The sequence below is a fragment of the Pseudoxanthomonas winnipegensis genome, assembly GCF_004283755.1.
In the GTDB taxonomy this organism is placed as follows: Bacteria; Pseudomonadota; Gammaproteobacteria; order Xanthomonadales; family Xanthomonadaceae; genus Pseudoxanthomonas_A; species Pseudoxanthomonas_A winnipegensis.
Genome location: NZ_SHMH01000004.1, coordinates 161256 through 181674, shown reverse-complemented (window position 1 = coordinate 181674; position 20419 = coordinate 161256). Strand labels below are relative to the sequence as shown.

14 protein-coding genes are annotated in these 20419 nt (G+C 70.1%); 4 read left to right on the top strand and 10 right to left on the bottom strand.

Going from position 1 to position 20419, the window contains the following annotated elements; all coding sequences use genetic code 11:
* Window positions 1-9 precede the first annotated feature (9 nt).
* The 3 genes from EAT51_RS09330 to EAT51_RS09320 form a co-directional block, all read right to left on the bottom strand.
* Complete coding sequence (locus EAT51_RS09330) at window positions 10-954, bottom strand: alpha/beta fold hydrolase (RefSeq protein WP_130561544.1); 945 nt, start codon at window positions 952-954, stop codon at window positions 10-12.
* A gap of 85 nt (window positions 955-1039) precedes the next feature.
* Window positions 1040-2632 (bottom strand): hypothetical protein, encoded by a 1593-nt coding sequence (locus EAT51_RS09325; protein ID WP_130517234.1) that lies wholly within the window; start codon window positions 2630-2632, stop codon window positions 1040-1042.
* A 277-nt stretch (window positions 2633-2909) separates the two neighbouring features.
* On the bottom strand, window positions 2910-4631 hold the full coding sequence (locus tag EAT51_RS09320; RefSeq protein WP_130561543.1) for a thiamine pyrophosphate-dependent enzyme: 1722 nt from the start codon (window positions 4629-4631) through the stop codon (window positions 2910-2912).
* A gap of 682 nt (window positions 4632-5313) precedes the next feature.
* Between EAT51_RS09320 and EAT51_RS09315 the strand changes: the two genes are divergently transcribed.
* Window positions 5314-8337, top strand: a complete 3024-nt coding sequence (locus EAT51_RS09315; protein ID WP_130517230.1) for a TonB-dependent receptor — start codon at window positions 5314-5316, stop codon at window positions 8335-8337.
* A 51-nt stretch (window positions 8338-8388) separates the two neighbouring features.
* Here EAT51_RS09315 and EAT51_RS09310 read toward each other — a convergent pair whose 3' ends face one another.
* Both EAT51_RS09310 and EAT51_RS09305 read right to left on the bottom strand, forming a co-directional pair.
* Window positions 8389-8850, bottom strand: coding sequence for a GNAT family N-acetyltransferase (locus EAT51_RS09310; RefSeq protein WP_228257871.1), 462 nt, complete (start codon window positions 8848-8850; stop codon window positions 8389-8391).
* 5 nt (window positions 8851-8855) lie between these two features.
* Window positions 8856-9332 (bottom strand): DUF3574 domain-containing protein, encoded by a 477-nt coding sequence (locus tag EAT51_RS09305; RefSeq protein WP_130517227.1) that lies wholly within the window; start codon window positions 9330-9332, stop codon window positions 8856-8858.
* A gap of 250 nt (window positions 9333-9582) precedes the next feature.
* On the opposite strand from EAT51_RS09305, the gene EAT51_RS09300 reads away from it, so the two are divergent.
* Complete coding sequence (locus EAT51_RS09300) at window positions 9583-12018, top strand: TonB-dependent receptor plug domain-containing protein (protein ID WP_130517225.1); 2436 nt, start codon at window positions 9583-9585, stop codon at window positions 12016-12018.
* A gap of 8 nt (window positions 12019-12026) precedes the next feature.
* Here the strand turns inward: EAT51_RS09300 and EAT51_RS09295 are convergent, their stop codons facing one another.
* From EAT51_RS09295 to rluD, 3 genes are read right to left on the bottom strand one after another with little or no spacing between them, the layout of a single operon-like run.
* On the bottom strand, window positions 12027-12467 hold the full coding sequence (locus EAT51_RS09295; protein WP_130517223.1) for a thiol-disulfide oxidoreductase DCC family protein: 441 nt from the start codon (window positions 12465-12467) through the stop codon (window positions 12027-12029).
* The gene (pgeF, locus tag EAT51_RS09290) at window positions 12464-13234 is read right to left on the bottom strand and encodes a peptidoglycan editing factor PgeF (protein WP_130517221.1); all 771 of its coding nucleotides are present in this window, start codon (window positions 13232-13234) and stop codon (window positions 12464-12466) included. The genes EAT51_RS09295 and pgeF overlap by 4 nt, the downstream gene beginning before the upstream one ends.
* Window positions 13231-14235 (bottom strand): 23S rRNA pseudouridine(1911/1915/1917) synthase RluD, encoded by a 1005-nt coding sequence (rluD, locus tag EAT51_RS09285; RefSeq protein ID WP_130517219.1) that lies wholly within the window; start codon window positions 14233-14235, stop codon window positions 13231-13233. The genes pgeF and rluD overlap by 4 nt, the downstream gene beginning before the upstream one ends.
* Before the next feature lie 106 nt (window positions 14236-14341).
* Here rluD and EAT51_RS09280 point away from each other — a divergent pair, with 106 nt between their 5' ends.
* Both EAT51_RS09280 and EAT51_RS09275 read left to right on the top strand, forming a co-directional pair.
* Window positions 14342-15220, top strand: a complete 879-nt coding sequence (locus tag EAT51_RS09280) for an outer membrane protein assembly factor BamD (protein WP_130517217.1) — start codon at window positions 14342-14344, stop codon at window positions 15218-15220.
* 308 nt (window positions 15221-15528) lie between these two features.
* Window positions 15529-16389, top strand: a complete 861-nt coding sequence (locus EAT51_RS09275; protein WP_205965171.1) for a PhzF family phenazine biosynthesis protein — start codon at window positions 15529-15531, stop codon at window positions 16387-16389.
* On the opposite strand, the gene EAT51_RS09270 is transcribed toward EAT51_RS09275, so the two are convergent.
* Complete coding sequence (locus EAT51_RS09270; protein WP_130517213.1) at window positions 16377-18014, bottom strand: NAD+ synthase; 1638 nt, start codon at window positions 18012-18014, stop codon at window positions 16377-16379. The two genes, EAT51_RS09275 and EAT51_RS09270, sit on opposite strands and share 13 nt — an antisense overlap.
* Before the next feature lie 365 nt (window positions 18015-18379).
* Complete coding sequence (gene yoaA, locus EAT51_RS09265) at window positions 18380-20392, bottom strand: DNA repair helicase YoaA (protein ID WP_130517211.1); 2013 nt, start codon at window positions 20390-20392, stop codon at window positions 18380-18382.
* Between the last annotated feature and the right edge of the window lie 27 nt (window positions 20393-20419).

The following is a 20419-nucleotide window of genomic DNA, read 5'->3' as shown; positions in this document are numbered from 1 at the left end:
TGTCGAAGCTCAACGCCCTTGCAGGAACGGCAGGGCCGCTTCGAGGAAGCGCTGCGGCTGTTCGACCGCCGGCGCGTGGCCGGCCTGATCGATCGTCACCAGGCGCGCATGCGGAATCCAGGCGGCGAAGTCCTTGCCGTTGGCCGGAGGCACCAGCCGATCCTGCGCGCCCCAGACCACCAGCACCGGCAGGTCGAGCCGCGCCAGCGCGGCCTGGTCGAGGAACACGCTGGCATCGGCGCCCAGGCCCTGGCGGAAGCTGTCCTGGGTGTACTGGCTGCCCTCGGCCAGGCGCATGGCGAAGGCCTGTTCGGCGATCTGCGCGGTGACCTTGTTCGGGTCGTGGAAGACGAACCGCGCCAGACCCTCGCGCGTGCCGGCGATGGACAGCGGCGGCCACGAGGCCGGGCCGCCGGACTTGCCGGGGATGGGCTTCATCGAGGGGTGGCCGCCGGCGTCGACCAGGATCAGGCGCGTGGGCATGGGCAGGCCGGCCTGGCTGGCGCGCACGGTGTAGAGGCCGGCGATCCAGCCGCCGAGCGATTCGCCGGCCAGGGAGAACTCCTGCACGTCGCGGTCGCGCAGGAACCCGCCCAGCATGTCCACCCAGGTGGTCACGCCATAGGCGATCGACGGCTTGGCGGACTGGCCGAAGCCGAGCTGATCCGGCGCCAGCACGCGGTAGTGCTTGGCCAGTTCGGGGATCACCGCGCCCCAGTCGAAGCCGGCGTTGCTGCCCAGGCCGTGCAGCAGCACCAGGGTCGGGCCGCTGCCCACGTCGTAGTAGCGGAGGGTCTGGCCATAGACCGTGGTGTGCTTCATCGGCGGCAGGCCGGTCCACCACGGCGCGGAGTTCGGCGGCGCGGCCTGCGCGGTCGTGGCGGTGACCAGGGACAGCAGGGCCAGCAGGGTCACACGCCGCAGGCAGCGGACCATCAGGGAGGCGGGCGTCATCGGGAGCTCACGGCACGGGGGGAGAAGCGGCGATGGTCGAAGGCGCCGCGAACGCCCGTCAAGGGCCGCCGCCGTGCCCTTCCCTTCAGGGCGCCGGACGCCGCTGCAGCGCCAGCACGCCCATCAACACCGCCAACGCCAGGTAGGCGCCGGTGAACTGCCAGCAGATCGTCGCGGCCAGGTCCCCGAGCTGCCACGGCACATAGATGCCGCCGCTGGGGATCACCGAGTGGATCACGCCGAACAGCGTGAACAGCGCCGCCACCAGCCAGAACGCCGCCGCGCGCCGCAGCACGCCGTCGATCATCGCCACCACCGCGCCGGTCCACAGCATCGCGGTGATGATGAAGCCGTTGCCCAGCACCGCGATCACCGCCATCTCCGGCAGGCCGTGGCCATCGAGCGTGCTGGCCATCGCGGCGAAGGCCTCCGGCGCGATCCAGCCATGCGCCTTGATCAGCAGCAGATAGGCCACCGACGGCAGGAAGCCCAGCACCATCGCGCCGGCATGCCGCTGCGGCGTGGCCTGGAAGGCCTGGGTGGTGATGTCGATGGCCACGTACACGATGATCGGCGAGAGCACCGCCAGCGGCAGCCACTGCACCAGCATCGAGACGATGCCCAGCATGCCGCCGATGCCGATGAACAGGCCGGTGAGCAGCGTGTAGCCGCTGCGCGCGCCCATGTGCTTGTAGGCCGGCTGGCCGATGTAGGGGGTGGTCTGCGCCACGCCGCCGCACACGCCCGCCACCAGTGTGGCGATGGCCTCGACCAGCAGGATGTCGCGGGTGCGGTAGTCGTCGCCCGCCGCGCGCGCGCTCTCGGACACGTTGATGCCGCCGACCACCATCAACAGGCCGAACGGCAGCAGCAGCGGCAGATACGGCACCGCGTAGGAGAGCCCCTGCACGAAGCCCAGCGACGGCCACGGCAGCGCGATATGAGGCGCCACCAGCGCCGGCAGCTGGAAGCCCGGCGCCCCCAGCCCCGCGAGACCGAGCGCGTAATACAGCACCGTGCCGACGACGAAGGCCACCAGCACCCCGGGCAGGCGGATCGGCAGCCGCCCCTTGGCGATCAGCACGTACAGCAGCAGGCCGAGGGTGAGCAGGCCGACCACGGGCGACTTGAGCGTCTCCAGCAGCGGCAGCAGGCCCATCAGCACCAGCGCGATGCCGGCGATCGAGCCCAGCAGCGCCGCACGCGGCAGCGCGCGCGTGACCGCCTCGCCGAAGAAGGACAGCACCAGCTTGAACAGCCCCATCACCACCAGCGCGCCCATGCCCAGCTGCCAGGTGGCGATCGCCGCGGCGTCCGGCGCCATGCCACCGCTCTTGAAGCCGACGAAGGCCGGGCCCAGCACCAGCAGCGCCATGCCGATGCTGGTCGGCGCGTCCAGGCCCAGCGGCATGGCGGTGACGTCCTCGCGCCCGGTGCGCTGCGCCAGCCGCCGCGCCATCACCGTATAGGCCAGGTTGCCGACCAGCACGCCGAACGCAGTGCCGGGGAACATGCGCCCGAACACCACCTCGGCCGGGAACTGGAAGATCCCCACCAGCGCCATCGCGATAAAGCCCAGGATCGACAGGTTGTCGACGACCAGGCCGAAGAAGCCGTTGAGGTCGCCGGCGACGAACCAGCGCGGGCGCACCGGCGCCGGCGAAGCGGATGAGGACATGCGGGAGGGCCAAGCGTGGGGACCGCGCGATGGTACGACGCCCGCGCGCCCCTGACAGCGCGATGCCATGCACAAAGCGTCCTGCCCGAGTCGGTGGGAGCCACTGTCTACCAGACCAAGTGGCGACCTCCTTGTAGAGCGGAGCTTGCTCCGCTGCTCTTCGTTCGGTTCGTGGGGAAGGCCCCAGCGGAGCAAGCTCCGCTGCTCTTCGTTCGGTTCGTGGGGAAAGCCTCAGCGGAGCAAGCTCCGCTCTACAGGTCGGCCCCGTGCGGGGCGACTACTTCTTGTTGAGGAAGTTGGTGGTCAGCAGTTCCTTGACGTCGCCCAGGCGCCCGCTCAGCACGGCCTTGGCCGCATACAGCGCGGTGCCGGCCACCTGCCCGGCCTCGATCTGCGGCGGCATAACCAGCTCGGTCGGGCTGGTGTGCACGTCCAGCAGCGCCGGGCCGGGATGGGCCAGGAAGTCGCGCACCGCCTGCTCCAGGTCGGCGCTGCGGGTCACGGTGCGGCCGTAGTAGCCGATCACCTCGGCCAGCCGGCCGAAGTCCGGGTTCTTCAGATCGGTGTAGTTGTCCAGCAGGCCTTCGACCTTCTGCTCCAGCTCGACGAAGTTGAGCGAGCTGTTGTTGTAGACCACCACCTTGATCGGCAGGTCTTCCTGGATGGCGGTGAGCAGATCGCCCAGCAGCATGGCGATCCCGCCATCGCCGGACAGCGAGATCACCTGCCGCTGCGGGAAGGCCTTCTGCAGGCCCAGCGCCTGCGGCATCGCATTGGCCATCGTGCCGTGCAGCAGGCTGGGCAGCGTGCGGCGGCGGCCGTTGACGCGGATATGGCGCAGCACCCACACCATCGGCGAGCCGCCGTCGGCGGTGAACAGCGCATCGTCATCGGCGTAGCGGTCCAGCAGCGCGGTCAGGTGCTGAGGATGGATGAGCTCGCCCTCGCCCGGCTGCTCCTCCTCGGCGCGCTTGGCCATGGCCTTGTCGCGGTGCGCGATGCACTCGTCCAGGAAGCCGCTGTCCTCGCGCTGGGTCAACAGCGGCAGCAGCGCCTCCAGGGTGGGGCCGATGTCGCCGACCACGCCCAGATCGATCGGATGGCGCCGACCCAGATGGCTGCCGTCCCGATCCACCTGCACGATCGTGGCCTTGTCCGGATAGAACTGGCCCCACGCGAAGTCCGCGCCTAGCAGCAGCAGCGTGTCGCAGGCCATCAGCGTGTGATAACCGGACTCGATGCCGAAGATGCCGGTCATGCCCATGTTGTAGGGGTTGTCGTATTCGACGAAGTCCTTGGCGCGCGAGGTGTGCGCGATCGGCGCCTTGAGCCGTGCGCCCAGCGCGACCAGCGCATCGTGCGCGCCCTCGCAGCCGGCGCCGGCGTAGATGCCGATCTTGGTACCGCGGTCGAGCAGCTCGGCCATGCGCTGCAGCTCGCCGTCGTTGGGCCGCAGCACCGGCGCGGCGTGGTGCACGGCAAAGGACACGTCGTGCTTGACCTGTGCCTGGCTGATGTCGGCCGGCAGGATCACCACCGCCACGCCGCGTCGGCTGATCGCCGCTTGGCAGGCCAGCGCGACCACGCGCCGCGCCTGCTCCGGGCTGTGCACCTGTTCGCAGAACACGCTGCAGCTGCTGTAGACCGCCTTGAAGTCCACTTCCTGCGGAAACTCCATGCCCAGCTCGGGCGTGACGATCTGGCTGGCGATCAGCACCATCGGTGCGCGGTTGCGGTTGCTCTCGAACACGCCGTTGATGAAGTGCAGGCTGCCCGGCCCGCACGAGCCCGCGCAGGCGGTCAGCTGGCCGCTGATCAGCGAGTCGGCACCGGCGGCGAAGGCGCCGGCCTCCTCGTGGCGCATGTGCACCCACTGGATCGAACTGCGGTGGATAGCGTCGGTGACATGGTTGAGGGTGTCGCCGACGATGCCGTAGCAATGCCGAACGCCCGCCGCCTCCAGGGTCTCGACGACGATCTCTGCAACGCGCTTGCTCATGGGGATGACCTTCGAACATGGGGTCCTGGAGGCTAGCCAGCGCGCGGTGAGGCTCACGTGCGCTTCGTGCGACATTCGATTGCAGCGCGGCGTCGCGCGCACCAAAGGCACGCCTCGCGTGCCTTTGGTGCGCGTTGGTGATCGATGCAGGCGCCAGGGGCTTTCGCCCTCCGCATGGAAGTCGTTGTTTAACCGCTTTCGCGGGAACGACGATGCGAGGCTTGCTCGCGGTTTTGCACTGCAAACGCAAAGCTCGTCATCCCCGCGAACGCGGGGATCCATGGACTTTAATCCAGGCCTCGCGTTGCGATACGGCGCCCACCACGCGATGCACAAGACCTACGCCAAAGCGGAAAAGTCAGACACGCACGGCCGGCCCCCGACGGCTTCAACCCATCGCACCGACGGTTTCGGCCGCAACCACCGTCGATCGCGCTGAAACGTAGACGGGGCGGTCTTTCTGTCGATTTTGTCAGTGGGTTGTGAAACCGATTACAGAATGGTAAAAAACGCTTGGCGGACGCGCTCCGCCAGGGGATTCCTCGTAGTCGCAGTGTCCGTTCGCCACGTCCGCACAGGACGCGTTGCCGTGGCCGCAGTTCTTGCCATCCGCGATCCGCATGTCTCATTGGTCCTCCCGGCCGGTGCGGACGCGCTCAACCACGCCCCGGAGACCCGATCCATGTCGTTTTCCCGCTCCCTCCTGTTCCACGCCCTGGCGGCCGCGCTCGCGCTGTCGGCCAGCCCCTCTGCCTTCGCCCAATCCACGACCGGCACGCTGTACGGCCAGGCCGAGGCCGGCAGCACCATCCGCATCCAGAGCGCCACGGGCACCACCCGCGAGATCCAGGTCGGTGCCGATGGCCAGTACCGCAGCCCGGCCCTGCCGGTGGGCGAATACACCCTGAGCGCGGTCCGCGACGGCCAGCCGCTCGGCGCCGACGCCCACGTGCTGGTGAAGGTCGGCGTGGCCTCGGAAGTGTCCTTCGCCGCGCCCGCGGCGACGGCAGGCGCCACCAACCTGGGCGCCGTCAAGGTGTCGGCCTCGGCGGTGCCGAGCATCGACGCCTCCGCGGTGGACTCGCGCACGGTCATCACCGCCAGCCAACTGGCGCGCCTGCCGCTGGCCCGCAACGCCGAGGACATCGCCAAGCTGGCACCGGGCGTGGTCGCCAACAGCGGCGGCTTCCACAGCGACACGGGCAAGGAGCTGGTGAGCTTCGGCGGCTCCTCGCCGACCGAGAACGCCTACTACATCAACGGCTTCAACACGACCGACCCGCTCAACACCGCCGGCGGCCTGACCCTGCCCTACGGCGCCATCGACCAGCAGGAGATCTACACCGGCGGCTACAGCGCGCAGTTCGGCCGCTCCGACGGCGGTGTGATCAACGCGGTCGGCAAGCACGGCACCAACCAGTGGCACTACGGCGCGCAGGTGCTTTGGCAGCCGGACTGGGGCCGGGCCGAGGCCAAGAATTCCCACTACGCCAACGGCCTGCCGGATTCGCCGCTGGCCGGCGACCTGTATCACTACAACGGCGCCAACCGCACCGACAGCTACACCGTCTCGGCCTACGCCGGCGGCCCGATCATCCGCGACCGGCTGTTCTTCTTCGCCGCCGGCGAGTTCCAGCGCGACTGGACCGATTCCACCAACACGCTGGACAGCGGCGGCAACTACGTCAGCCAGACCAGCAAGATGCCGCGCGCCTACGTCAAGCTCAACTGGAACATCAACGACAACAACCTGCTGGAGCTGACCGGCGTGCGCGACCGGCTGGATAGCTCCAGCAACGTCTACGGCTACGACTACAAGACCCTGACGCGCAGCGGCTTTCTGTACGCCAACGGCGACAGCCAGTACGGCGGCGACATGTGGGTGGCCCGCTATACCGGCTACCTGACCGACACGCTCACCCTCTCGGCCACCTACGGCGAGATGGACACCAAGATGTACAACGCGCAGCCGCCCAACTACGACCCCACCCTGGTGCGCGTGGACAACTGGACCTACCAGAACCCGGCGCTCAACGGCGGCACGCCGCGCTACAACAACCAGATCCAGGGCGACCTCAGCGAACCGGACCGCGGCAACCATTCCAGCAACCTGCGCGTGGACCTGGCCTGGACCCTGGGCAACCACACCCTCAGCGCCGGCATCGACAACATCCGCTCGCAGGCCCTGGACCAGGGTGGCCATGCGCCGGGCCCGGGCTATGTCTGGTCCTACCAGCGCGCCGACGATCCCAGCCTGCCGCTGGACGCCTCGCACGGCATCGGCCCGGTGGCCGGCTTCCCCAACGGCGCTGCGGGCTACTACGTCCAGCGCAACACCTGGAGCGGCATCACCACCATCAGCTCCTCGCAGAAGGCGCAGTACATCGAGGACAAGTGGCAGGTGGCCGACAACCTGCTGCTGAGCATCGGCCTGCGCAACGACCAGTTCACCAACTTCAACTCCGACGGCGTGCCCTACATCCGCCAGACCAAGCCGCAATGGGCGCCGCGCCTGGGCGCGGCCTGGGACGTGCACGGCGATTCGAGCTTCAAGGTCTACGCCAACGCCGGACGCTACTACCTGGGCCTGCCGCTCAACCCCGGCCTGATCGTCGCCGCCGGCTTCTACAACACCACCCACCTGTACACCTACTCGGGCATCGCCGCCGATGGTTCGCCCACCGGGCTGACCGATATCTCCGGCGAGTACTCGGCGCTCAACCAGTTCGGACAGGCGCCCGATCCCAAGACCGCCACCGCGCGCACGCTGGAGCCGGAATACCAGGATGAGTTCATCCTGGGCTTCGAACACACGCTGGGCGATGCCTGGGTGTGGGGCCTGAAGAGCACCTACCGCAATCTGCGCAACGCGATCGACGACTTCTGCTCGATGTCGCAGGTCGCCGCCGCGGCCAATGCCGCCGGGCACGATGTGGCCAACTTCAACACCTGCTATCTGATCAATCCCGGCCGCACCAACGTCTTCACCATGATCGATGGGGACGGCTCGTACTTCGACTTCCCGATGAGCATGCAGGACCTGGGCTTCAAGCAGAAGCTGATCCGCAAGTACTACGGCCTGGAGGCGGTGCTCGAGCATCCGGTCGCCGACAACTGGTACGGCAAGGCCAGCTATGTGTTCTCGCGCAGCTACGGCAACACCGAGGGCCAGGTGCGTTCGGATGCCAGCCAGGGCGGCACCTCCACCAGCTACGACTGGGACAACTGGACGATCATGGAGAACGCCAACGGACCGCAGAACAACGACCACACCCATCAGCTCAAGCTCTACGGCTACTACACCTTCTCGCCGGAGTGGCTGGTGTCGGCCAACTTCGCGGCCGTGTCGGGCACGCCGCGCCACTGCCTGAGCTTCTACGGCCAGCAGCAGCTCGATCCGCTGGGCTATGGCAGCGTCTACCACTTCTGCAACGGTGAACCCTCGCCTCCGGGCAAGCAGGGCCGCATGCCGTGGATGACCCAGCTGGACCTGGGCGTGACCTGGACGCCGGACTTCGGCGATCACCGCCTGGCCTTCACCGGCAGCATCTTCAACGTGCTCGACAGCCAGGTCGCGCTGCAGCGCTACGCCTTCGCCCAGACCACGCCCAGCACCGACGCCAGTCCCAACAACCCGCTGTTCCAGACCGTCACCATCCGCCAGCCACCGCGCTCGATCCGGCTGTCGGTGTCCTACGACTTCTGACGTGGGGCCTGGTGCAGGCGGGCGATGTCCTCGCCCGCCTGCACCGATGCTTCAAAGCGGCAAGTGCAGGAACTGGTTGAAATCGCTGGCGACATAGTCGCCGAACGCCGGCCCGTTGCTGAAGCCGCGCTTGCGGTACAGGGCCAGCGCCGGCTCGAAGGCCTCGCCCGACCCGGTTTCCAGGCTCAGGCGGCGCAGGCCGCGGGCCTTCGCCACCTCGATGATGTGGTCCAGCACGGCGGCCGCCGCGCCCTGGCGCAGACGGTCCGGATGGGTGCGCATGGACTTGAGCTCGCCGGTGCCCTCGCCCCAGTCCTTGAGCGCGCCGATGGCGACCAGCGCCTGCCCACGCCAGGCGCTCCACACCGTCATGCCCGGCGCCTGCAGGCCGCTCAGATCCAGCGCGAACACGCTGCCCGGCGGCGAATTGGCGTGCATCTGGCGCAGGTGGTACTCGAGCAGCGCGCGGATCTGCGCGCCGCTCAGATCGTCGATGCGGATCTGGAAAGGCAAGGCGCTCAGAACGACACCTCCACCGGCTGACGCGACCACAGCACCGACTGGTGGCCGGTGGCCTGCTTCCACGCCAGGCGGATGGCCTCGATGTCGGCGCGGCGCTGAGGCGTGTCCTCGTGCAAGATCACCAGCACCTTGGTCTTCAGCCGCTCCGGCGCCGCGGCGCCGCGGAACAGCCACTGGCCGTAGCCATCCAGCACGGTCAAACCATCCGGGAAACGCGCGGTGACCTCCTTGTCGAGGAAGGCGCGCCACTGCGCCTCGCTGATCGGCTGGTCCTCGTGCCGCCCGCCCGGCCCTTCCTCCACGCCCACGCCGAAGTACAACTCGCTGCGCACCCAGCCGCTGGCCTGCGCCGGCCGCAAGGCATCGCCCTGCAGGGTCGCGCTGACGGCGGCGGGCGCGGGGTGCGAAGGCGCGACGCTGGCACAGGCGCTCAAGGTGAACAGAACGGCGATCAACGGGGCACGCAGCAGCATCGGCAGGGTCTCGGTGGGGGGCGGAAACGGGCAAGGAGAACACGATCGAAAGGCCGACGCGGCGCGATGACGAATAACCGCCCGGCATGAGCTCATGCCGCACGGCACCGAGCCACGGCTCGCGCGTCGCCTTTACGTCAAGTTAATATATCGCTTCATCCGGATGGATGCAGCAATCCTTGCCGACCCCAGTCGCCGCCACGGCCGGCGCGACCGGTCGCGACCGTTATCGCTTCAGGAGAGAACCGCCATGTCGTCCCCGTTCGTCAGGCCGCTGAGCCTGGCCATCGCCCTGGCCCTGTCGGCCCCCGCCTTCGCCCAGGACGCCGCCCCGGCCACCGCCACCAACCTGGACACGGTGATCGTCACCGGCACCCGCGCCAGCAACCGCACGGTGCTCGAGTCCACCGCGCCGGTGGATGTGCTCACCGCCGAGGACATCCGCAAGGCCGGCGTAGTCAATGGCGAACTGGGCAGCGCGCTGCAGGCGCTGCTGCCCTCGTTCAACTTCCCGCGTCAGTCCAACTCCGGCGGCGCCGACCACGTGCGCGCCGCGCAGCTGCGCGGGCTTTCGCCCGACCAGGTGCTGGTGCTGGTCAACGGCAAGCGCCGCCACACCTCGGCCCTGGTCAACACCGACAGCAAGATCGGCAAGGGCACCACGCCGGTCGATTTCAACGCCATCCCGATCAGCGCGATCAAGCGCATCGAGGTGCTGCGCGACGGCGCCGGCGCGCAATACGGCTCGGATGCGGTGGCCGGGGTGATCAACGTGATCCTGGACGACGATCCGGACGCCAGCGCGATCGAGGCCAGTTTCGGCGCCAACCACACCGATGTCGAACCGATCCACCGCGAGATCACCGACGGCCAGACCAGCTTCTTCAGCGCCAAGGTCGGCGATCGCATCGGCGAGGACGGCTTCTTCAAGCTGGGCGTGGAGCTGAAGAACCGCGAAGGCACCAACCGCGCCGGCTTCGACCAGATTCCCTTCTTCGAGGAGCAGACGCCGGACAACCTGGCCCTGGCCGGCAAGCGCAACTACGTGCTGGGCGACGGCAAGTCCAAGGACCTCAACGCCTGGATCAACGCCGCGGTGCCGTTCGGCGCCACCTCCGAGTTCTATGCCTTCGGCACCTTCAACCAGCGCGACACGCAGGGCGCCAACTACTTCCGCTATCCCGACAGCGTGGCCAACTGGAAGCAGGTCTACCCGCGCGGCTACCGCCCAGTGTCGCTGGGCGAGAACCGCGACGCCCAGGCCGTGGCCGGCGCGCGCGGCCAGTGGGGCGAATGGGCTTACGACGCCAGCCTGGACTACGGGCACAACGACTTCACCTACCGGCTGAAGGATTCGCTCAACGCCTCGCTCGGCCCGGGCAGCCCCACGCGCTTCAAGACCGGCGACTACGCCTTCGACCAGACCGTGGCCAACCTGGACCTGAGCCGGGTGTTCGAGGCCGGCACGGCCACCCACACGCTGGGCACCGGCGTGGAGTTCCGCCGCGAGCGCTACGAGACCGGCGCCGGCGACCCGGCCAGCTACGCGGCCGGCCCCTACACCGACCGCCCGACCGGCTCGCAGGCCGGCGGCGGCCTGACCCCGCAGGACGTGGCCGACCTGTCGCGCAACGTCGCCAGCGCTTACGCCTCGCTGTCCAGCCAGTTCGGCGAGCACTTCTCCACCGACATCGCCGGCCGCTACGAGCACTACCAGGACTTCGGCGGCCAGTGGACCGGCAAGCTGGCCGCGCGCTACGAGTTCGTGCCCGCCTTCGCCGTGCGCGCGGCGGTGTCCAACAACTTCCGCGCGCCCTCGCTGAGCCAGATCGGCTACGAGGCCACCTCCACCGGCTACGACGCCGCCGGCCGCCTGGTGCAGGGCCGGCTGCTGTCGGTCAACAACCCCATCGCCCAGGCGCTGGGCGCCCAGCCGCTCAAGCCGGAGAAGTCGCACAACTACAGTCTCGGCTTCACCAGCCGCATCGGCAGCCAGTTCGACCTGTCGCTGGACTTCTTCCAGATCGACATCGACGACCGCGTCGCGCTGTCCGAGGACATCACCGGCGATGCGCTGACCGATTTCGTGCAGGACCGCTTCGGCGTGGGCGGCGTGCAGAGCGCCAGCTTCTTCGTCAACGCCGCCGACACTCGCACCCGCGGCGCGGAACTGGTCAGCAACTGGCGCCAGTCCGTCGGCGATGGTCAGCTGCTGCTGACCGGCACCTGGAGCTACGCCAAGACCGAGTTGAAGCATCTGGTCGCCACGCCCGGGCAGCTGCTCGCGCTGGACCCGGACTACGTGCTGTTCGGCGTGGAAGAGAGCAACACGCTGACCGAGGCCACGCCGCGCACGCGCGCCGCGCTGGCGGCGAGTTGGAGCGACGACAAGTGGTCGCTGACCTCGCGCCTGAGCCGTTATGGCAAGGCCACGCGCGTGTTCGACTTCGGCGACGGCTTCGTTCCGCGCCAGACCTATAGCGCCGAGTACCAGCTTGATGCGGAAGTCGAATACCGCATCACGCCGCAGTGGAGCATCGCCCTGGGCGGGCAGAACCTGCTCGACCAGTATCCGGACCGCTCGATCCCGGATATCGCCTACTTCGGCAACCTGCCCTACGACGTGCTCTCGCCGATCGGCAGCAACGGCGCGTACTACTACGGGCGGGTGCGCTTCACCTTCTGAAGCCGCCCTCAGTCCAGGAAGCGGTCGCGTTGCTCGGGGCTGGGCACGGTGCAGGTGGCGCCGGCCCAGCGCCGGCGGTTGCGGGCGACCCAGCGATAGACGCGGTCGCGCGCGCCGCGCGGCACGGCGCGCGCGGCCGTAGCCAGCACCGGCCAGCCGCCGCCGAGGCCACCGAGCACGCGCGCGATGGCGTCGGTCTCGACGTGGGCGCCGTCGCGGTCTACCAGCAGGAACGAGGACGGGTCGTGCGGGTCCAGGCCGTGCTCGGCCAGCAGGGCCGCGCCGGTGCGGCCCTGCATGGCGGCGAAGCGATAGCGCGCGGCGCGATCGTGACGCAGCAGGAAGCGCACCCAGCCGTTGCACATGGCGCACGCGCCGTCGAACACGATGATCGCCGCGCCCCGCGTCTCCACGGCGGAATCGCCGCCGGAGGGCGCGGGCGCGCTCATGTCGGCGCCCGCCACACCAGGGTGGCCATGCGACCGCTGCGGCGGTCGCGGCGATGCGAGAAGAAGCGCTGCGGGTCGCCGATGGTGCACAGCGTGCCGCCGTGCACGTCGGTCACGCCGACCGCGGCCAGGCGTCGGCGCGCCAGCGCGTACAGGTCCACGCGCCAGTGGCCGGGGCGGGTCGCGACGAAGGCCGCGGCGGCGCCGGGGTCGCTCGCGGTGAACGCGTCGAACACGTCCTGGCCGATCTCATAGGCCTCCGGTCCCGCCGCCGGGCCCAGCCAGGCGCGCACATGCGCGGCCGGCGTGCGCATCGCGGCGACGGTGCGCTCCAGCACCCCATCGGCCAGCCCGCGCCAGCCAGCGTGGGCGGCGGCCACCTCGCTGCCGTCGGCGGCGGCGAACACCACCGGCAGGCAGTCGGCGGTGAGGATGGCCAGCACCACGCCGGGTACGTCGGTGACGGCGGCGTCGCCTTCCGGTTCATCGTCCTGCGCGCGCGGCGCGCCGAGCGGTGTCTCGAAGCGCGCCACACCGGTGCCATGCACCTGGCGCAGCCAGTGCGGCAGCGACGGCAGGCCCGCCAACGCGGCCAGCTCGGCGCGGTTGGCCTCCACCTGTGCGGGGTCATCGCCCGCGGCGGCGCTGCGGTTGCCCAGGTTGAAGGTGTCAAACGGCGCAGCCGAGCCGCCGGCACCGAAGCGCAGCGTCACCAGCGCGCGCACGCCGGGCGGCGCGGGCCAGTGCGCGGGCAGCAGGGCGCTCACTTGCGCTTGTGCGCGGCCGCGTCGTCGCGCAGCGCCGCCATCAGCGCCAGCATGTCGGCCGGGACCGGCGCACTGGTGCGCACCGGCTCGCCGGTGGTCGGGTGGCTGAACTCCAGCGTCTCGGCGTGCAGGGCCTGGCGGCGGAAGCCGCGCAGCTGGGCGTTGAGTTCCTCGCTCGCCCCGCGCGGCAGGCGCAGCGGACCGCCGTAGAGCGGATCGCCGACGATGGGAAAGCGCAGATGCGCCATGTGCACACGGATCTGGTGGGTACGGCCGGTCTCCAGCCGGCACTCGACCGCGGTATGGCCGCGGAAGCGTTCGCGCAGGCGCACGTGGGTGACCGCATCGCGCCCGTCCTCGCGCACGGCCATCTTCAGCCGGTCGCGCGGATGGCGGTCGATCGGCGCATCGACGGTCGCGCCGGACACCATCGCGCCGACCACCACCGCCAGATACTGCCGATGCACCTCGCGTGCCGAGAGCTGCGCCACCAGCGAGTTGTGCGCCGGCAGGGTCTTGGCCACGACCATGACCCCGGAGGTGTCCTTGTCCAGGCGATGGACGATGCCGGCGCGCGGCAGCGCGGACAGCGCCGGGTCGCGGAACAGCAGGGCGTTGACCAGGGTGCCGGTCGGGTTGCCGGCGCCGGGGTGGACCACCAGCCCGGCCGGCTTGTCCAGCACCAGGACCTCGCTGTCCTCGTACAGCACCTGCAGGGGGATGTCCTCGGGCTGGGCGTGGGTCTGGGGGTCCAGCACGGCGTCCAGCGTGGCGACCTGGCCGGGGGTGACCGGGTCGCGCGGGCGCACCACCTCGCCGTCCAGGCGCGCGTCGCCGGACTTGATCCATTCGGACAGGCGCGAGCGGGAAAACTCGGGGAACAGCTCGGCCAGCACCGCGTCGAACCGGCGCCCGGCCGCGTGCGTGGGTACCTGGGCGCTGCGCGGGACCTGTGTGGCGGGGGCGTCCAGGGGGGCGTCGTCGTCGGCTACGGCAGTCATCCGGTCAAGCGGTTCCAGTGAAGAAGTTGGCCGGAATTCATGGCCCGGCAGCCGCCTAGGCTATCATCGCCCCCTCGTTTCCCCGATGCGGCCCGTCCGCCAGCCCATGTCCCAGCGTTTCGCAGCCCCGTCCGCCCGCGCCACCGTCCGCGTCCTGCTCCTGCTCCTGGTGGTGGCCCTCACGGCCACAGGCTGCGGCCGCAACAAGAAGGACAAGGCGGTCGACTCGCGCCCGGTCGAGGCCATCTACACCGAAGCCCACACCGACATGACCCGCGGCAACTGGTCCGGTGCGGAGAAGCAGTTCCAGTCGCTGATCGCCCAGTACCCGTACGGCCCGTACACCGAGCAGGCGCAGATGGAGCTGGCCTACGCGCAGTACAAGTCGGGCAAGCTGGAGGAGGCCGTGTCGAGCATCGACCGCTTCCTGCGCACCTACCCGACCCAGCGCAACGTGCCCTACATGTACTACCTGCGCGGCCTGGCCAATTCCAACCGCGACACGGTGTTCCTGCAGAAGGTCTGGAGCCTGGATTCCAGCCGCCGCGACCTGTCCACCCCGTTGCAGGGCTATAGCGACTTCAACACCGTCTCCGAGCGCTACCCCAACAGCCGCTACGCCGCCGACGCGCGCCTGCGCATGGTCCAGCTGCGCAATACCTTCGCCCGCCACGAGATGGACACCGCGCTGTACTACCTGCACCGCGGCGCCTACACCGCCGCCGTGGGCCGCGCCAAGTACATCCTGGAGACCCTGCCGCAGAGCGAGTACCAGTACGACGCCGTCGCCCTGCTGGGCGAGGCCTACACCCGTCTGGGCAACAAACAGCTGGCCGACGATGCGCGCCGCGTGCTGCAGATGAACGACCCGCAGCACCCTTGGCTGGCCGGCAAGTGGCCGGACTTCCCCTCGACCATACGCAAGCTCAACCCCTTCGCCGGCGAGAAGTCGGCGCTGGATAACGAGCGCGAAGACGCCCACTGAGCGAAGCGGATCGTTGTGGGATGAAAGGGGCCTTTGAGGCCCCTTTTCTTTTTTGGTGGCAGAAGGCGCCAACAAGAGCGGGGTCGCGCGGAAGCGCTGAGCCTTCTCTGGCGTTCGGCACGAAAGTCCCTGGGTTCCCGCTTTCGCGGGAACGACGATGGTGGTGTGATCGGTTGGGCGACGATATCCGCGCCATTGACGACTCCAAGGCACGGCTGCGGTTGGAATCCAGCATCGCGCCGTGGCGCTGGGCCGCGTGCGCGCCACGCCCTAAGCTGAGGCGACTCTCCCGCTCCCAAGGTCCGTGCGTGTCCTCACCTCATGTCCTGCACTACAGCGCCTTCACCGATCGGCCCGAGGGCGGCAATCCGGCCGGCGTGGTCCTCGATGCCTCGGGCATGGCGACGGCGGACATGCAGGCGCTGGCCACGCGGCTGGGCTATTCCGAATCGATCTTCGTCCAGCCGGGCGAGGCGGGCGCGTTCGACGTGCGCTACTTCAGTCCGCTGGACGAAGTGCCGTTCTGTGGGCACGCCACCATTGCCGGCGCGGTCGCGCTGGCGCAGCGCGACGGCCCGGGCACGCTGCGCTTCCGCACCCGCGCCGGCCTGGTCGAGGTGGTCACCGCACGCGAGGACGCCGGCATCGGCGCGACCCTGACCAGCGTCGCCCCGCACGTGCTGCCCGCGCTGCCGCCGGGCCTGCTCGACCTGGCCCTGACCCGGTTGCGCTGGAGCGCCGACGAGCTGGACCCGGCGCTGCCGCCGGCCATCGCCTACGCCGGCGCGCGCCACCTGATCCTGGCCGCTGCCACGCGCGAGCGGCTGGCGCGGCTGGACTACGACTTCGCCGGGCTCAAGGCGCTGACGCAGGCGCACGAGCTGGCCACGGTGGCGCTGGTCTGGCGCGTCTCGGAGCACGCATTCGCCGCGCGCAATCCCTTCCCCGCCGGCGGCGTGGTCGAGGATCCGGCCACCGGCGCGGCCGCGGCGGCCTTCGGCGCCTATCTGCGCGCGCTCGGCGCGGTCCAGGCGCCGACCGACCTCCACATCGTGCAGGGCGAGGACATGGGCCGGCCGAGCCAGCTGCGGGTGCACATCCCGGCGGCGGGTCCGATCCGGGTGAGCGGGCGCGCCGTGCCGATTCCGGCGCCGGCTCAGGCCGGGTAGCGGTTGCTGATCGGGTAGCGGCGCTCGCGGCCGAAGGCGCGTAGGGAGACCTTCGGGCCGGGGGCGGCCTGCTGGCGCTTCCATTCGTTGACCCGCACCAGGCGCAGCATACGGTGGACGGTGTCGGCGTCGAAGCCGGCGGCGATGATCTCCTCGCGCGACTGCTCCAGATCGACATAGCGCAGCAGGATCGCGTCGAGCACGTCGTAGGGCGGCAGCGAGTCCTGGTCGAGCTGGTTCTCGCGCAGCTCGGCCGAGGGCGGGCGGTCGATCACCGCCGGCGGGATCACCGGCGCGCCGCCTACGGTGTTGCGCCAGCGCGACAGCGCGAACACCTCGGTCTTGTACAGGTCCTTGATCGGCGCATAGCCGCCGCACATGTCGCCGTAGATGGTGGCGTAGCCGACCGCGTACTCGCTCTTGTTGCCGGTGGTCAGCAGCAGCCCGCCGAACTTGTTGGACAGGGCCATCATGATCGCCCCGCGCGCGCGCGACTGCAGGTTCTCCTCGGTGGTATCGACCGGGTGGCCTTCGAACAACGACCCCAGCGCCTCCAGGTAGCCCTTGAACGGCGCCTCGATCGCCACGGTCTCCATGCGCACGCCCAGCGCGCGGCACTGTTCCTCGGCCAGCGAGTTGGACAGCCCGGCGGTGTAGCGCGAGGGCATGCGCACGGCGGTGACGTTGTCGGCGCCCAGCGCATCGACGGCCAGCGCCAGCACCATCGCCGAGTCGATGCCGCCGGACAGCCCCACCCAGACCTTGCTGAAGCCGTTCTTGCCACAGTAGTCGGCGATGCCGCGCACCACCGCGCGCCAGGCCAGCCCGTCGCGGCTCTCGTCGCCCTCGTCGCGCCACAGCACCGGCGAGAACACGCGCGTGGCGGCGTCGTAGTCGGCCACCAGCCACTGCTCGGCGAAGGCCACCGCCGCCGGCGAGATCTCGCCGTTGCCGCTGGCCACCACCGAGGCGCCGTCGAACACCAGCGCGTCCTGGCCGCCGACCACGTTGAGATAGGCCAGCGCCACGCCGGTCTCGGCCACGCGCTGGGCCAGCAGCGCATCGCGCTGGGCGTGCTTGCCGTGTTCGAACGGCGAGGCGTTGGGCACCAGCACCAGCTGCGCGCCGGCGCGCGCGGTGTCGGCCAGCGGTTCGGCGAACCACAGGTCCTCGCAGATCACCACGCCCACCGGCACGCCCTTGACCTCGAACACGCAGCTGCCGCCGTCGGGATCGACGTGGAAGTAGCGGCGTTCGTCGAAGACGTTGTAGTTGGGCAGTTCGCGCTTGCGATACGTCGCTTCGATGCGGCCGTCGCGCAGCACGCTGGCGGCGTTGTAGAGCACGCTGCCGGCGCTCTCGGGCCAGCCCACCACCGCGACGATGCCGGTCGCGGCCTGGGCGACCTGGGCCAGCGCGCGGTGGCAGTCGGCCAGGAACGAGGGCCGCATCAGCAGGTCCTCCGGCGGATAGCCGCTCAGCGCCAGCTCGGGGAACAGCACCACGTCGGCGCCGTATTCGTCGCGGGCGATGGCGATCTGCTCGATGATGCGCCGGGTGTTGCCCGCCACGTCGCCGACCGGATAGTCGAACTGGGCCATGGCGATGCGAAGCGTTGCGGGCATGGGTCACCTGATGCGATGCGGGACAGACCCGCGCATTATTTCAGAAGCGCCCGGTCGGCCTGTGCGAACGACGCGGCGGGCGCGACCGTCGGTAAAGTCGGACCTCGTCGGTAAAGCCTCATCGTCACCCAGGCGGATCCCCGCTGTGTAGAGCGGAGCTTGCTCCGCTGGGGCTTTCCCGAAGACCGATCGAAACGCAGCGGAGCAAGCTCCGCTCTACAAGGAGGCGGCGGCTTGATCTGGGGATTGTCTCCCCACCCAATCCACCGCCGTGCCTTTGCTCGGTGTGAACCGCCATGCCGGCGATGGGCTTTCCCTGGCCTCCTCCCTCAAATTCCGCACCGGCTCCCCAATCAGCGCTTCGCTCACTTGCCGAAGAACGCCGCCACATCGGCCACTTCGCGGGTCCGCGCGAACGGCGGCAGCGATTGCATGAACACTCGGCCATAGGCCTTGCCGGACAGGCGCGGGTCGCACAGCACCAGCACGCCGCGGTCGGTCTCGCTGCGGATCAGCCGGCCCACGCCCTGCTTGAGCGCGATCACCGCCTGGGGCAGCTGTTCGTCGCGGAAGGGGTTGCCGCCGGCGTTGCGGATCGCCTCCAGCCGCGCCTCGAACACCGGGTCGTCCGGCGCGGCGAAAGGCAGCTTGTCGATGGCGACCACGCTCAAGGCCTCGCCGACCACATCCACGCCCTCGCGGAAGCTGGCCGAGCCCAGCAGCACGCCATTGCCCGATTCGCGGAAGCGCTGCAGCAGCGTGGCGCGCGGCGCCTGGCCCTGCACGAACAACGGCCAGGGCGCATCGCGCAGCGCCTCGGCGGCCTCGCGCAGCGCGCGGTGCGAGGCGAACAGCAGGAAGGCGCGCCCGTCCGAGGCATGCAGCACCGGCAGCAGCGCGGCGACCAGCGCCGTGCCATAGCCGCGCGCATTGGGATCGGGCAGCCCCGGCGGCTGATAGCACAGCGCCTGGCGCGGCCAGTCGAACGGGCTGGGCTGCAGCAGCGTGTGCGGGTCATCCAGTCCCAGGCGCTGGGCGATGTGGTCGAAGCCACCGCCCACCGTCAGCGTGGCCGAGGTGAACACCCACGCCGCATGCGAGGCCTGCCGGTGCTGGCGCAGGGGCCCTGACACATCGAGCGGCGTGCGCTGGCAGCGGAAGCCGCGCGGGGTCAGTTCGTACCAGAACACATCGGTCGAGGCGTCGTGCGGCGCGTCGTCCGGCGCCAGCGGCAGGTCGTCGAGGTCCGCCGGGGGCACATCGGCATGGCGCAGCAGGGCTTGTGGCCCGTTCGCCGAGGGATCGCCGAGCCAGCGCAACAGCCGCCCCTCGATATCGCGGCAGCGCGCGTTGCAGGCGTCCAGGCCGGGCGTGGTGTCGGCCAGCGGCGCCAGCGCGCGGGCCAGGTCCTCCAGCGCCACGACCAGGGCGTCGAAGCCCTCGCGCACCGGCGCGCTGCCCAGCGCGCGCTCGCGCGTGCCGCGCGGCGGCAGGAACTCCATCGCCGCGCGTAGCTCGCGCAGGGTCTGCTCCGCCGTGGCCACCGGCGGCTGCAGCGGCGCCAGCGCGCCGGGCGCCTGGCGCGCCTCGACCAGGACATCGCGCAGCAGTTCCTGCAGCGGGCGCAGGCCGAAGCCTTCGCCGAAAAAGTTCGCCGCCAGCTCCGGCAGCTGATGCGCCTCGTCGATCACGAAGGCCTGCGCGCCCGGCAGGATCTCGCCGAAACCCTCCTGCTTGAGCGCCAGGTCGGCCAGCAGCAGGTGATGGTTGACCACCACCACGTCGGCGGCCTGCGCGCGCTGGCGCGCCTGGACCACGAAGCAGTCGTCCCAGAACGGGCATTCGGTGCCCAGGCAGTTGTCCACGGTCGAGGTGACCATGGGCAGCAGCGGCGAATCCTCGGGCAGCGATTCGAGCTCGGCCATGTCGCCGTAGCGGGTGCGCCCGCTCCACACCACGATGCGCTGGAACTGGTCGGCCTGTTCGCGCGAGACGAAGCGCGGCTCGCCGCGCGCCTGCGCCAGCCGGTAGCGGCACAGATAGTTGGCGCGCCCCTTGAGCAGCGCCGCGCTGTGGCCCACGCCCAGCGCGGCGCGCACGCGCGGCAGGTCGCGGTGGAACAGCTGATCCTGCAGCGCGCGGGTGCCGGTGGACAGGATCGCCTTCAGACCGGACAGCAGCACCGGCACCAGGTAGGCGTAGGTCTTGCCGGTGCCGGTGCCGGCCTCGGCCAGCAGGGTCTCGCGCGCATCCAGCGCATCGGCGATGGCCCCGGTGAGGGCCAGCTGCGCCTGGCGCGGGACGAAATTCTCGAGGCGCTGTGCCAGGGCACCGCCCTCGCCCAGCGCCTCGCAGCTGGCCTGCGACAGCTGCGCCATCAGCGCGCCGCGCGGCGGCGACCGGCG